General features: G+C 67.9%; 13 protein-coding genes and 1 pseudogene. 8 read left to right on the top strand and 6 right to left on the bottom strand.

Annotated elements, in window-relative coordinates:
* Positions 1–8: 8 nt before the first annotated feature.
* The 7 genes and pseudogenes from RIL96_RS06435 (at position 9) to RIL96_RS13335 (ending at position 6,211) form a co-directional block, all read left to right on the top strand.
* Entirely contained in the window at positions 9–1,445 is a 1,437-nt protein-coding gene (locus RIL96_RS06435; RefSeq protein ID WP_070708917.1) for a recombinase family protein, read from the top strand.
* A gap of 181 nt (positions 1,446–1,626) precedes the next feature.
* The gene (locus RIL96_RS06430) at positions 1,627–1,839 is read left to right on the top strand and encodes a hypothetical protein (RefSeq protein ID WP_080555871.1); all 213 of its coding nucleotides are present in this window, start codon (positions 1,627–1,629) and stop codon (positions 1,837–1,839) included.
* Entirely contained in the window at positions 1,839–2,087 is a 249-nt protein-coding gene (locus RIL96_RS06425) for a hypothetical protein (RefSeq protein WP_007321353.1), read from the top strand. The genes RIL96_RS06430 and RIL96_RS06425 overlap by 1 nt, the downstream gene beginning before the upstream one ends.
* Before the next feature lie 342 nt (positions 2,088–2,429).
* Complete coding sequence (locus RIL96_RS06420) at positions 2,430–3,851, top strand: Rep family protein (RefSeq protein ID WP_310548184.1); 1,422 nt, start codon at positions 2,430–2,432, stop codon at positions 3,849–3,851.
* Positions 3,848–4,438: a hypothetical protein gene (locus tag RIL96_RS06415; RefSeq protein WP_310548183.1), complete on the top strand. Its 591-nt coding sequence runs from the start codon at positions 3,848–3,850 to the stop codon at positions 4,436–4,438. Before RIL96_RS06420 ends, RIL96_RS06415 begins: the two co-directional genes overlap by 4 nt.
* Positions 4,435–4,896 (top strand): annotated as a pseudogene (locus RIL96_RS13340) (relaxase/mobilization nuclease domain-containing protein); the annotation flags it as partial. The gene RIL96_RS06415 and the pseudogene RIL96_RS13340, both read left to right, overlap by 4 nt.
* Before the next feature lie 412 nt (positions 4,897–5,308).
* Positions 5,309–6,211 (top strand): hypothetical protein, encoded by a 903-nt coding sequence (locus RIL96_RS13335; RefSeq protein WP_012750775.1) that lies wholly within the window; start codon positions 5,309–5,311, stop codon positions 6,209–6,211.
* 15 nt (positions 6,212–6,226) lie between these two features.
* On the opposite strand, the gene merT is transcribed toward RIL96_RS13335, so the two are convergent.
* Positions 6,227–6,529, bottom strand: a complete 303-nt coding sequence (merT, locus tag RIL96_RS13425; RefSeq protein ID WP_019175582.1) for a mercuric ion transporter MerT — start codon at positions 6,527–6,529, stop codon at positions 6,227–6,229.
* Positions 6,530–6,580: 51 nt separating this feature from the next.
* Entirely contained in the window at positions 6,581–8,005 is a 1,425-nt protein-coding gene (merA, locus tag RIL96_RS06400) for a mercury(II) reductase (protein ID WP_010079213.1), read from the bottom strand.
* 107 nt (positions 8,006–8,112) lie between these two features.
* Between merA and RIL96_RS06395 the strand changes: the two genes are divergently transcribed.
* Entirely contained in the window at positions 8,113–8,502 is a 390-nt protein-coding gene (locus tag RIL96_RS06395; protein ID WP_010079214.1) for a heavy metal-responsive transcriptional regulator, read from the top strand.
* Positions 8,503–8,544: 42 nt separating this feature from the next.
* On the opposite strand, the gene RIL96_RS06390 is transcribed toward RIL96_RS06395, so the two are convergent.
* Genes RIL96_RS06390 through RIL96_RS06375 form a run of 4 tightly spaced genes read right to left on the bottom strand, consistent with a single transcriptional unit; the run spans position 8,545 to position 13,913 of the window.
* The gene (locus RIL96_RS06390; protein WP_310548181.1) at positions 8,545–8,937 is read right to left on the bottom strand and encodes a dihydrodipicolinate synthase family protein; all 393 of its coding nucleotides are present in this window, start codon (positions 8,935–8,937) and stop codon (positions 8,545–8,547) included.
* Positions 8,937–9,674, bottom strand: a complete 738-nt coding sequence (locus RIL96_RS06385; RefSeq protein WP_310548180.1) for a polyprenol monophosphomannose synthase — start codon at positions 9,672–9,674, stop codon at positions 8,937–8,939. Before RIL96_RS06385 ends, RIL96_RS06390 begins: the two co-directional genes overlap by 1 nt.
* A gap of 56 nt (positions 9,675–9,730) precedes the next feature.
* Positions 9,731–10,921 carry an amidohydrolase family protein gene (locus tag RIL96_RS06380; RefSeq protein ID WP_310548179.1) on the bottom strand — a complete coding sequence of 397 codons (1,191 nt, stop codon included), beginning with the start codon at positions 10,919–10,921 and terminating at the stop codon, positions 9,731–9,733.
* On the bottom strand, positions 10,914–13,913 hold the full coding sequence (locus tag RIL96_RS06375) for a DEAD/DEAH box helicase (protein WP_310548178.1): 3,000 nt from the start codon (positions 13,911–13,913) through the stop codon (positions 10,914–10,916). Before RIL96_RS06375 ends, RIL96_RS06380 begins: the two co-directional genes overlap by 8 nt.
* Positions 13,914–14,002 lie beyond the last annotated feature (89 nt).

The following is a 14,002-nucleotide window of genomic DNA, read 5'->3' as shown; positions in this document are numbered from 1 at the left end:
TTGGTTGCATGGTCGAACTGGTAGCGCTGAGGAAGACGAACGAGGTGGCGGCCTACGTCCGCGCCTCCATGGACCGCAAAGGCGACCGCTGGACGGTCGATACACAACTGAGGAAGATCAGGGCATTGGCCGAGGCCAAGGACTGGAACGTGGTCGAGGTCTACGAGGACAACGCGGTGTCGGCGACGAAGAAGCGTCGAGCTGGCACCCGCTGGGCCGAGATGTTGGACGACGCCCGAGCAGGTCGATTCTCGATGGTCGTCGCCGTGGACATGGACCGACTGCTGCGGAGCACGAAGGACCTCAACACGCTGATCGACCTCGGCCTGCGCGTCGTCACAGTGGACGGCGAGATCGACCTCTCGACGGCCGACGGAGAGTTCCGAGCGACGATGCTCGCCGCTCTCGCCCGGTTCGAGGCTCGACGCAAGGCGGAGCGGCAGATCAGGTCGAACGAGCGCCGCCGCGCCGAAGGCATCCCGGCGTCCACCTGGAAGGCGTTCGGTTGGACGAGGGAGGGCGAGCTGATCGAGGAGGAGGCCGCCGCAGTTCGGCGGGCCTTCGATGCGTTCCTCGGTGAGCCGTCGCTGTCGATCCGTCGCATCCGGGAGGACTTGAACAGCGCTGGCCACCTCACCGCCCGCGGGTCGGAGTTCTCCGTCGATGCTGTGCGGTATCTGCTGGCGAACTCGCTCTACGCTGGCTTCATCCGCCACTACAAGACCGGCGAGCTGTACCCGGTGCAGGGCGAGGCGTTCCCGCCCATCGTCGGCGAGCAGACGTGGCGGGCCGCGGTGGCGAAGCTGGAGGACAACGTGCGGAGGTCGGCGAGGCAGGGCAATCAGCCGAAGTACCTCCTGTCCACGATCGGCCTCTGTGGGAAGTGCGGCGCGACGCTCGTCTCGGGGACGAACAGCCGCAAGCAGCCGACGTACCGTTGTGGCGAGCAGTTCCATCTCACCCGCCAGCGCGAGCCCGTCGATGCGATGGTCACCGAGGCGGTGCTCACGCGCCTGTCGTCCGTGGACGTGCACGACCTCGTGATGCCGCAGGAAGCCGCCGGGCCGGATCGCGAGGAACTGCTGACCGAACGGAACGCCCTGGTCGAGCGGGTGAAGGAGCTGAGCCCGCTGCTGCGCGACATCCATCAGCCGGTCCTGGAGATCACGGCGGCGATCAACGACGTGAAGGCTCGCATCGACGAGATCGACGCGGAGCTGCTCGACCGCTCGGTGTCGGTGGCGGCGAAGCTGCTGGCGGAGGTCGATGAGCCGGTCGGCACCGCGGAGCGCCGCGAGGTTGTCGAGTCGAAGTGGAAGGCGTTGGACATGGACCGTCGCCGGATGCTCGTGGACGAGCTGGTGACGGTGACCATCGAGCCCATCATGCCGGGTCACGTGAAGTTCGACCCCGATCTCGTGCGGATCGAGCCGAGACGCGACTGACTCATGACTCGACTCGTCATTGCACTGGTGAGTCGAGTCATGGAAGAATGGTTGCAGACAAGAAGATCCCACTGGGGCCGCGACTTAGAAGCGCGGGGTTCTGCTCCCGGATGAGTAGCCGGTCAAACAGCCCAATTACCGTGGCGGGGAACCGGAAGATACTCATGTCTGAGGACTTCCGATGTCTGTCGTTATCGACGTTCCCCGCGCATCCGCGCTCGTCCGCCCTGGCCTCGATCAGGGCTCCGCTCCTTCTCCGCAGGCAGACGGCCACGATCCCGTCATCGCCGCCGCCCGCGCCGCTGGCCGCCGAGCCGGTGAGCGCCTGGCACTCACTCCGCTGACCCCGCGCCAGCGCGCCGCCGTTGCCTCTGTGATGGGCGGTGGTCGCTGATGAGCGCGAACTCCGCCGCCTTCGATCACTTGACCGGCTTCCGCTGGCGTCAGGGCGACCCGTCCCTCGCCGACGCCGAGGCCCAGCTCTACGACCTCGGCGTGCTCCGCTCTGTGCTGGAGGAGGCCGTCGAGATCGCCGTCGCCGACGCCCGAGCCGATGGGGTGACCTGGGCCAGGATCGGCGACGCCCTCGGCGTCACGCATCAGGCTGTCATCAAGCGCTACGGCCGGGGCGGTGGTCGCTGATGTACGCCGACGCACGCAACCTCAGCACCGCTCCCACCAACCTGACCCCGCCCGGAGGGCCTGGCCTGGCACCCGCCGAAGGCGGGCTGCCCGTCGTCGTGATGGCTGCCCGTAGCCGTGCTTCGCACTCCAAGAGTTACGAGACCCTCATTCGTTCCTACGGGCGCGGCAAGGGCTTGTCGATTGCCGCGCCTTGCAACAACATGCCTGGTCAGCGGCCTGTTCCGCCCTCGCTCCGTCGCGTGGTCCCGCGGGATCATATGGGGTCTCATTTGGGGGTCAATAGGGGGTCATTTAGGCGCCGCACTCCCTCTGAGGCCCTCCGCGCCGCCCGCGGCGGGGGTGGTCGCCGTGGCTAAGCAGGAGAACAACCCGACGAGCATCGGGCTCACGCAGTACCTCGATCTGTCGTACTGGGCCTGGGCTGCCGAGGACCCGAACGGGGCCGCGCCGCTCCAGCAGGGTGCCGAGGCGATCCTCGCCTACGTGGTGCAGCGGCTCGAGGCCACCGGCTGCCAGGTCGTCGAGGCCTACGGCATCGTGCACGACAAGGACGAGCGCGAGGTCTGGAGTGACACGGAGAAGGCCCTGGTGGTCGAACCGAAGCCCGAGCACCTGCACGCCGTGATCAAGTTCGCCAGCCGTGCGAAGAGTGCGCCGCTGGATCGGCTCGCGTTCGGCATCGGCGTCGAGCCCCAGTACGTCGAGAAGCCTGGCCGCGGGCGGTACGCCTTCGACAACATGCTGTCGTATCTGACGCACGTGAAGTACGCGGACAAGCACCAGTACGCGCCTTCGGAGGTCGCCACGGTGCGTGGGCCTGACTACCTCGGGATCGACGCCCAGCGCCGGGAGACGTGGCTGAAGGGCCGCGCCCACGTGAAGAAGAAGATCGTCGCCGAGAACTTCGAGGACATGCGGGAGCGCGTTCTCCAAGGTGAGATCACGCGGGATCAGATCATGCTCACGGACGAGCTGTTCGATATCTACTCGCGGCATCAGCGGGAGATCGACGACGCGCTGTCGGCCTACGGCCAGCGTCGCGCATACCGGGCGGCGGCGAAGCTCCGCGCCGGTGAGTTCTCGACGCACGTGGTGTTCGTCCATGGGGATGCCGGGATCGGCAAGACCCGGTTCGCCACGGACTTCATCACCGAGGCGATCAACGCGGCGAACGCCCACGGCGAGCGGTGGCAGGTCTACCGGGCCGCCACGGGGAACCCCCTCGATGACTGGCGGGGCGAGGAAGTGCTGCTGCTGGACGATCTGCGGGCCTCGGCGATGGATGCGAACGACTGGCTGCTGCTGCTCGATCCGTACAACGCCTCGCCTGCGAAGGCCCGCTACAAGAACAAGGGCGAGGTCGCCCCGCGCCTCATCGTCATCACGGCGACGATCGAGCCCGTCGAGTTCTTCTACTACGCCCGCCAGAAGGGCAACGTGGACGAGGCGCTGGACCAGTTCATCCGCCGCCTGGCCTCGGTCGTGAAGGTCTACCGTGCCGACGACATCAATCGTTACCTCGTGCAGCACATCGGGAAGATCGAGCCCTACGAGTGGCACCAGTGCAGCGTTCCGACCGCCGCGCACACGCCCGGCATGTACGGCAACGCGTACCACCAGAACGTCGGGTCGCGGGAACTGACCTACGGCCCGGAGACCTCGGCCGACCACGACGCGGACGGCGCGGTCGCGGAGCTGCTGAGCGGGCTCGCCGTGCGGAGCCCTGACGTGCCGCTGGCGCTGATCGGAGGTGCCGCATGAGCACCGAACGCGATGCGCTCTTCCAGGGGGTCGAGGGGGCCGGAGGCCCCTCGCAAGCAGCCGGGGAGGACATGAGCGCCAGCGAAACGTCCGACACGGCTACTGCTTGCCACTCTGGCGTACAGGTGGAGCAGCAGACCGACTCCCAGGTGAACACCGGTCGGGCTGATGCGGAGGCTGTGCGCCAGAGTCACGGCGGCGCGAAGCGTCGTCGTGGGGGCCGCGCGAAGCTCGACACCCGCTTCGATGACGCCACGCTCGCGGCGCTTCGCACTCGTGCGAAGCGGCTCGGGCTGGCTCCGAGCACGTGGGTGCGGACCGTCGTGCGCGATGCCCTCCACGCCTCTCGGAGCGAGGAGCTGGACGCCGCCGTGGCCGCGCACCTGCTCGGCGTCGAGGCACGCGCGCAGGCGTCTGCTGATGCTCGGGAGCTGGCCGCCCAGGTGCGCCCGCTCGCGATCAACGTCAACGACCTGGACCACCGTGCTCGCGCGGGTGAGCCGGTGGCGCTGTCGTCGGAGGTGCCCGAGCTGATCGAGCTGCTGCACGAGGTCCGCGCCCTGCTCGGTGATCGGGCGGCCTCATGAGCACGACGCACTACAGCCCGAGCGCCAACGCCGCCGACACCGAGCGCTACATCCGGGGCAAGGAGGACGAGCGCGGCGTCGCGATCACGGGCGACGTGCCGGGAGGCCCCGGCGCGTTCTCGGCGCGCGCCCGCGCGCTCACCCAGAACACGAAGCGTGACGTCGAGGCGCTGCACTACAGGCAGTCGTTCAGCGACGACGAGTTCGACCCAAAGAATCCTGAGGACGTGCAGCGGGTGAACGATCTGGGTTACCAGCTCGCGAAGAAGATGCACCCCAACGCGGACTGCCTCGTGGTGAGCCATGTGGACGGACGCGGGAAGAAGCCGCACAACCACATCTTGGTCATCAACCACAGCAATCGGACGGGGAAGGCGCTCTCGGACTATCCCACGTTCCACGACCGCAAGGCCGGGAACCAGCGGGGCGTTCAGTCAGCGAACGACGAGCTCATGCGCGAGCACGGTCTCTCGGTCGTGAAGCGTCTGGAGCACGCGCCGAAGGACTGGGAGCTGCGCCGCGAGGACTTCGCCGAGGGCGGGCTCGACCGCGAGATGGGCGACCGGATGAGCGCCGCCCTGGCTGATCCCCGTGCGGTGGACAAGGCCGGTCTCGAAGCGGTGATCGAGGAGCAGAACCAGCAGCTCGGCGATGACGGGGAGCGGGTGCCGCGGATGCGGTTGCACAGCCCCGTCAGCAAGAAGGGCAAGCGCGCCGGGCAGGAGACCTGGACGCTCTACATCGAGGACCGCCGCGGCGAGTCCGGACGCGCCGAGCGCCGCAAGCGCGCGAGCGCACTCTCGGCGGACTTCACCCCGGAGGGCGCGCAGGCGTTCTTCGACTATCACCAGCAGCAGGAGGAGCAGGAACATGAGCGCAGCACTCGACAGGCTGAAGCAGCAGAACGCGCAGAGCGGATCGCAGCAGCAGCTCGACAGTCCGGAGACGATGGAGGCGTTGACCTCGATCCTCGCCGCCGTCGAGGCGCAGAACGCGAGGCTCGACCGGCTGGCCGAGCAGCAGAAGAAGCTCGCAGGGTTCGTGAAGGTCATGGACGAGGAGACGACGAGGCGGCTGGAGCGGATCACGGCCTCGGCGTCGACCTCCTCGCCCTCCAGCGACGCGTCCGCGAGGATCGCGAGTATCGAGAGCAGGCTGAACGAGATCGCGAGCACGCTCGGCGAGTTCGCGCAGAGTCTCAACGGCGAGAGCTTGAACGCCGCGTCGCAGAGCTTGGTCGCGGAGGCGCAGAGGAATCACGCGGCTACGGCATCGGCGATTGAGGGGCTCAAGGCGCAGGCCGCGGCGAACCAGAAGCTCGTCAGCCAGGTCGGCGGCGCGGTGCAGCGGATCGAAAAGCGCACCGAGGAGCGAGTCGTGAAGGCCGTCGAACAGGTCGCCGGGGAGGCGTCTGCCACGATCGCGGCAAACCTCGACGCATCGAACGAGCGCGCCGAGCGGATCATCGCTGCCACGGCGAAGCTGGAGGCCCGTCAGCTCTGGTCGGCCGCCGCCGCGATGTGCCTCGCACTCCTGCCGGTGGTGGTGGTCGTCGCCGGGCTCTGGATGGGCATCGCTGGGCTCATCACAGGCGCTCAGTGGGCGCTGGACGTGGACGGTAGCGTGTGGCTCGGGATCGGGCGCTGGCTCGTGATCGCCGCGGGCCTCGCGGCGGCCGGCTACGGGGTCTTCGCGTCCGTCCGCTGGGTTGCTGGCCTCGTGGAGACCTGGAAGGGTCGCGGGATGCCGACGTGGCCGAACTGGCGACGATGACTGGAGCCACTCGAACTACTGACCCCGGTCAGTAGTCGAACGATTGCCGCAGCAGCCGGTCGAGCGACGTCGGTGCCGCCGCAGTCGCCGGAGGACGATCGCCGCTGTGACGGCCACCCCGACTGCGATCCCGGCACCGATGAGCCAAGGGTTGCCGAGGAAACCTCCGATACCTGCGAGGGCTCCGCCCGCGGCGAGGAGAGGCAGGCCGCAGCAGATCAGCAGCGGAAGCGCGCAGCATGCCAACAGGAGCAAGCCCGTCCCAGCACCGACAAGCACGCCCGCGCGATGCGAGTCGTGGTCCTTATCGCCGCTCATCGTCTGTTCCTCTCCCAGCTGAGCGTTCCCCCCGATTGTCTGCGTGCGCGTTCACGCGCAGCACGACAGGAGCGACGGATCGGTGGTGAAGGCCTTGGCGGCGATCCGGATGCCCTCGGCCATGGTCAGGTAGGGGGCCCAGGCGTCGGCGACCTCGGCGACCGTCTTGCCGAGCACGTGGACCCCGGCGGCGGCGAGCTCGCCGGCGTCCTTGGCGACGGCGGTGATGCCGAGAATCTTCCCGGTGTCGGCGTCCACGACGATCTTGACGAAGCCGCGGGTGTCGCGGTTGACCAGTGCGCGGGGCACGTGGTGCAGCGGCAGGACGCGGCAGTCGCAGCGGATCCCGGCGGCGACGACGTCCTTCTCGGTCATCCCGACCGCGCCGATCGCCGGGCCGGTGAACGTCACCCTCGGCAGTCGGGCGTAGTCCACGGCCCGGTCGGCGTCGGCGAACGCGTTCTCGGCGACGAGGGTGCCGTGGTGGGCGGCGACGTAGACGAACTCGGGGTGGCCGGTCACGTCGCCCGCGGCCCAGATCCGCGGGTGGGAGGACTGCATCCGGTCGGAGACGACCACCTCGCCGAGGTCCCCGGTCTCGACCCCGACCCTGTCGAGGCCGAGCCCGTCGGTGACCGGTCGTCGTCCGAGGGCGACGAGCACCTGGTCGGCGCGGAACTCCTCCCGCCCCCCGGCGACGTCCGCGGTGACGACGGCCTGCCCGGTCGCGGCGTCGCGGGACACCCGCGTCGGCAGCGCGCGGCGGACCACCCGGATGCCCTCGTCGGCGAACACCTCCTCCAGCGTCCTGGACACCTCCGGCTCCTCCTTCGACGCGAGCCGGGACCGGACCAGCACGGTGACCTGGGAGCCGAGCCGGGCGAACAGCTGCGCCTGCTCCAGGGCGACGTAGCCGCCGCCGAGCACGAGCAGGGACTCAGGGAGTTCGGTCAGCTCCATCGCCGTGGTCGAGGTCAGGTACCCGGTCTCGTCCAGGCCGTCGATCGGCGGGGCCCACGGCCGAGAGCCGGTCGCCACCAGGAAGTGCCCGGCCTCGATCGTCTCGGTGCTGCCGTCGTCCCCGGCGACCTGGAGGACCGGAGCGTCGGGGGTGCCGGCGAACGCGGCGTCGCCGCGGCGGACGGCCCACCCGTAGGAGTCGGCGACGTCGGCGTACTTCTCGCCCCGCAGCGACTCGACCAGCGCCTGCTTCCCGGCGATCAGGGCGGGCATGTCCACCGGCCCCGCCGTCGTCGCGATCCCCGGGAACCGGTCGGCGGCGTCGGCCGCGGAGTGCCGTGCGTCGGCCGCGGCGATCAGGGCCTTCGACGGCACGCAGCCGGTGTTCACGCAGGTGCCGCCCAGCGTCCCGCGCTCGATCATCACCACCGACTTGCCGAGCGTGGTCGCGCGGATCGCGGCGGCGAACGCACCACCGCCCGATCCGATGATGGCGAGGTCGTACTTCGTGGGCATCGCAGCTCCTGTCAACACTTGGTCTTCCGGTCTGTCTCAGCCATACTGGACCTTCCAGTGCAGGGGAAGGTCAAGAGGACTTCTGCCGAAAGAAGAGGGGGCCTGCGATGCGCATCGGGGAACTCGCCGAGCGGGCGGGAACGACGGCGAAGACGCTGCGGTTCTACGAGGAGCAGGGCCTGCTGCCGCCGGCCGAGCGCACGCCGTCCGGATACCGCGACTACGCGCCCGAGACGGCCGCCCGGATCGACTTCGTCCACCGCGGCCAGGCCGCGGGCCTCACCCTCGCCCAGATCCGCCAGATCCTCGACATCCGCGACGACGGCGCTGCTCCCTGCGAGCACGTGCGCGACCTCCTCGACGCACGCCTCGCCGAGATCGAGCAGCAGATCGCCCAGCTCGCCGCGCTGCGCGACACCATCACCGAGCTCAGACGCGACGCCGCGCAGCCCGACCCCGACTCGTGCAGCGCGGACCAGGTCTGCCGGTACCTGTAAACGGCAGAGCCGGTCGCACCAACGCCACAAGCCCGACATGCGCTAGACGACGACGGGGACGTCGGAGGAGGAACAGACCGCGGCGAAAAGGTCGAAGACCTCCTCGTCGTTCAGCGGTTGATAGGTCAACGGAGCCAGCAGCACCGCCTGGACACCGGCCTCCTGCGCATCAGCGAGATGCTCCAGCACCGCTGAGGTGCTCAGTGCTCCGATGCCCACTGCGACCGGCACGGTGCCACAGCGCTCCACCGCAGTGCGGATCAGGCGCCGCCGCTGGTCCCGATCGAGATAGGCGTAGGAGCCCGTGGACCCCAAAACGGTGATGCCGTCCACATCCGCCTGCGCCAACTGAGTGATGAGCCTGCCGAAACTCAACTCATCAGGAGCATCATCGACGAAGGGTGTGAGCGGAAAGGCATGGAGTCCGGAGAGCATCAACTGCGCCTCCCCCACCGCTTCTGCAGCTTGGCCAGGCGCGCGCCGAGCCCCCATTTGGTGACATTGGCCATGGCTTCGAGGACGATGTCACCGCTCATCTTCGAGTCCCCGAGCTCTCTTTCCTTGAAGGTGATTGGCACCTCCCGGATGACTCGGCCGTGCCGCGCCACCCGGAAGGTCATATCCACCTGGAATCCGTAGCCGACAGACTCAATTGTGTCGAAATCGATCTCTTGCAGGGTCTCCGCACGGAAGGCTCGGAATCCGGCGGTGATATCGCGAACCTTCAGTCCCAGCAGTGTCCGTGAGTACAGACTGCCCAGCCGGGAGATGATCTCTCGGTGGATCGGCCAGTTCACCACAGAGCCTCCGGGCACCCAGCGGGAGCCGATGACCAGGTGTGCCTCATCGATGACGGCGAGAAGCTCAGGCAGCTGCTCCGGCTGATGCGAGCCGTCGGCATCGAGCTCGACCAGCACGTCGTAGCCGCGCTCCAGGCCCCAGCGGAACCCCGCGATATACGCCCCGCCCAGTCCGTTCTTCGCCGTGCGGTGCAGCACATGGATCTGGTCGTCGTCGGCGTGCATCCGCTCGGCCAGCTGACCGGTGCCGTCGGGACTGTTGTCATCGACGATGAGCACATCGGACTCCGGCACGGCCGCGCGCAGGCGCCGTACCGTCACCGGCAGCGCATCAATCTCGTCATAGGTAGGGATGATCGTCAGGATCTTCACAGCGTGCCGTCCGTCCCTTCAGGTCAGGGTCTTCTCACTGGGCGCGTCGCCCGTCTTCAGGATAGGCGCTCTGGCGCCTCAGTGGTCGAGGCAGATGCCGCGGCGCTGACGCCTATGCCGTTGACCACAGTGCGCAGGTGCCGTGGCAGAGTCTCACCGTCCAAGTACGGCAACAGCGGGGTCCTGGCCCGGGCATCTGTGCTCCATGCCGCCGTCCTGCTGTCCGGGGTTTGGACTGCCAGGGAGTCGACCTCCCAAAGCGCGTAGGTCGCCGCAGAGCCGGGGTTCAGGTGACCTGCCGGGAGCCCGGAGACCATCCGGTGAGCACCACGCACCTGAGCGTTGAAGGCTGCGCGCACAGAGACAGGATCCTCCTCCCGGTGCACGTATGCGGAGACCACGGACCAGGGTTCGTGCCCTTCGGCCGGTGCGACGCTGGTGGGCACACCGGCTCGCAGCGCCAAGGCCAGGTGCCCCTCACCGATGAGCACGACGTGGACACCGGCACCGATCAGGGATTCCCAGACATGGAGGTCAGCGGCGTCGAACCCGTAGAGCACTGTGGGGCGGTCTGCCGGTGGAGTGCTGCTTCCCAAGTCGAGCAGTCCGCGACGCACGGTGAGCACAGTCTCCACGACGACGGAGGGTTCTGTGGCCTGCGGCAGGCAGAGCACCAGCTGCTGAGCAGCCTGCGCGGCCGCTGCGGCGAAAGGGCCTATCGTCTCGGCCGCTGCGTCACCATCCCACACCTCAGCGGGCAGACCGATGGCCAGCGGCGGCCCGGAGTACTGTTTCTCCAGCTGCGCAGCCGCCTCGGTCAGCCGCTCCCCCGAAGTCGAATCGCCGCACTGTAAGGCATCGAGCTCCAGCACCGGATGGACGCTCAACGGGTGCTCCTCAACGGCCTGCAGCAGTGCCGCAGTGTTCTTCAGATCATCCGGGGAGAACCCGGTGAACACCACGCGTACGGTGCCGATCCCCCGCTGCGCCGCCTGGTTGAGCGCATCGATCAGGTCCTTCGCGGAGCTCTGGGCATGACGCCGGAGCCAGCCGAAGAATGCCGGAGTCGCCAGGGCCGCCTCAGCATCTTCGATGAGGAACCGCTCATCACGCAGACGGCCGGCGGTCTCCTCCGACCCCACCCAGGAGACGAGTCCGTCCTCGACGATCATCGCCTCGGCATAGGGCTCGGCGGTGCTGTGCACTGTGACATTGGTCAGCAGGTGCGGGCCCTCGTGTTCAGTCATGCGCCTCATCCCTTTCATCACTGACAGTCTCGTCATGCGTTAGGTCGTCATGGACCTGATCATCATGTGCGGCGTCGTCATCGGCGCGTTCCTCGGCCCACAGCCCGGAGACACTGGAGTAGGCCACCACTCCCCGACCGATCAGCTCCACGGCCTCACGGCACCGGTCAGCCAGTTTAGCCGCGGTGTGGGGCGCGCGGCCGAGCTGGTCCAGCACGTCGATGCACTGACGCGCCCACCGGACGAAGTCACCGGCTGCCAAGGGCGAATCCTCCAGGGAGCGGCGCAGGTTCTGCCCACTGGCCCAGGCATACATCGGCGGGATCAGCCCCAGCTCAGGGGCCGGTGTGGGATCGAGATGATGGCGCTTCTCCCGCGATTCGAGATCCTGGTGAATCTCCACCGCGGCCTGGACCCCTTCGGCGACGGCGCGAGTCGGCATCGACGGCATCGCTCCTTCGTCCTCCCGTTTGGCCTGATAGACCAAGGCAGTGCTGAAGGCCGCCAGTTCAGCAGCGGTGAGTCTGCCGAGGATGCCGCGTTCCTGCAGGATCTCGGTGAACAGGTCGCGTTCGCCGTAGATCCGGCGCAATCGCTGACCACGATCCGTGATGACCAGAGCACTCTCACCGGTGTCGGCATCTTCGGTGATGTGCTCCAGATGCCCAGTCTCGGTCAGAACGGCGCAGATCCGGTCAAAGGTCTTCGCGATGGAACCGGTACGGCGGTCGATGCGGGCACGCAGCTGATCGGTCTCACGCCGAAGCTTCCACCACCGCTCAGCCCAGCGGGCATGCTCCTCCCGATCTGAGCAGCTGTGGCACGGGTGCCGGCGCAGCTGAGTCTCCAGCGCCTCAACATCCTCGGTGGCTTCTTCGACGAAGCCGAAACCGGGGCTGGGGGCATCTTCACGTGGAGGAGTGCGGTCCTTCAGCGCGGCGCGCATGGAGGAGGCCAGGTCCTTCCTGACGCGGGGAACTTTCACCTGAGGCTTCCGCGGCAGCCGGATAGTGCTGAGCACCTCCGGCGGCTGAGCCAGATCCTCGACGGTGAGCTTGCGCAGCTGCCCCTCAGCGGTGATGACTCCCGGACGCGGGTCATGTTCAGGTGCGCTGTGGACCACCAGACACTCGCGCAGACGACGCCGCCCACCGGCGACCTCGATGATGTCCCCGGGGCGCAGTGCTGCCAGGATGCGGACCAACTCCCGACGGCGCTGCCGGTTCTTGGCCTTGGCCTGGTCCTTCTGCATCGCATTGAGTCGACGCCGCAGTGCGGCGTATTCGCCGAAGTCGCCCAGATGGCACTGCATCGACTGCTCATATCCACGCAGCGAGGACTCCCGCTGGGAGACTTCACGCGCCAAGCCGACCACAGAGCGGTCGGCTTGGAACTGGGCGAAGGAGGACTCCAGGATCGTACGGGAACGCGCAGTGCCGAACTGGGCCGTGAGGTTGACCGCCATGTTGTAGCTGGGGCGGAAGCTCGAGTTCAGCGGATAAGTGCGCTTGGAGGCCAGGCCTGCCACCTGCCTGGGATCCATCCCCGGTTGACAGACCACCACCGCGTGGCCTTCGACGTCGATGCCGCGGCGTCCGGCGCGGCCGGTCAGCTGGGTGAATTCCCCGGGGGTGATGTCGACGTGCTTCTCCCCATTGAATTTGTCCAGCTTCTCCATCACCACGGTCCGTGCTGGCATATTGATGCCCAAGGCCAGGGTCTCGGTGGCGAATACGACCTTGAGCAGCCCTTCGGCGAAGAGCTCCTCCACAAGTTCTTTGAACGGCGGCAGCAGTCCGGCGTGATGGGCGGCCACCCCGTGGACCAGCGCTTCGCGGAAACTCTCGAAGCCGAGCACTGAGAGGTCCTCGGCGGGCAGCTCCCAGCCTACGACCTCGACCCGGGAGGCGATCTCCTCAGCCTCTTCTCGTGTGGTCAGCCGCAGATCAGCCTGCAGACACTGCTCGACGGCGGCCTCGCAGCCGGCTCGAGAGAAGATGAAGGTGATGCAGGGCAGCAGACCTTCTCGGTCCAGCCCACGGATCAGCTGCGGGCGGTTCACCCGCCGGCCCTGGGGAGATCCGGAGACCCCGGAGACCTCGGCTGCGCGGCCGCCGCTGCGGCCACCTGCGCCGTGGCCGTCTCGGCGGCCGCGACCACGAGAGCGGTGACCTCCGGAACGGCGAGATGGCGGGGCCTGGTGGCGGTGTGCCAGCCGTTGCAGTTCGGGGTTGACTACGAGGCTGTCCGGATCGGCGGCGGCCTCGTCGATCCTGCGCCCGGATGCGGAGCCGCCCCGGGGGTTCTCGCTTTCGGTGATGAAGAGGTCATGGATTCCGCGATCAACGTACATATGCTGCCACAGCGGTACCGGGCGATGCTCGGAGACCACCACGGCGGTCTCCCCGCGGACGGTGTCGAGCCAGGCACCGAACTCCTCGGCGTTGGAGACGGTGGCTGAGAGAGCGGCGAGCTGCACATGCTCGGGCAGGTGGATGATGACTTCTTCCCAGACTGCTCCGCGGAAACGGTCTGCAAGATAGTGGACCTCATCCATCACCACGAAGCCCAGGTCGCGCAGCGGCTCGGCGTCGGCGTAGAGCATATTGCGCAGCACTTCAGTGGTCATCACCACGATCTGCGCCTCACCGTTGACCGCAGTGTCTCCGGTGAGCAGCCCCACCTTCTCGGACCCGTACTCCTGGACCAGCTGCTGATACTTCTGATTGGACAGGGCCTTGATCGGGGTGGTGTAGAAGGTCTTCCGGCCTGCTGCGATCCCCAGGTGGACGGCGAACTCCCCGACGATCGTCTTGCCCGCTCCGGTCGGTGCGGCGACGAGGACCGTCTTGCCGGCCTCCAAGTGGCGGCAGGCCTGCAGCTGAAACTCATCGAGATCAAAGGCCTGCTGGTGCCTGAAGGCTCCCAGCTCAGTCGCGGCCTCTGCCTGGCGGCGCCGTGCCTGGGCGTATCGTTCGGCCGGTGAACTCATGGTCTCCAGCCTATGGCATCTGCGGGGCTGACCAGTGGCATTCTGGGCAGCGCGCTCATCACCTGAAGCGCCGCGGGACTTTCGGGCAG

Source organism: Nesterenkonia aerolata, assembly GCF_031470965.1.
GTDB classification, from domain to species: domain Bacteria; phylum Actinomycetota; class Actinomycetes; order Actinomycetales; family Micrococcaceae; genus Nesterenkonia; species Nesterenkonia aerolata.
The sequence above is the reverse complement of the archived record's forward strand: the minus strand, read 5'-3'. Positions and strand labels throughout refer to the sequence as shown.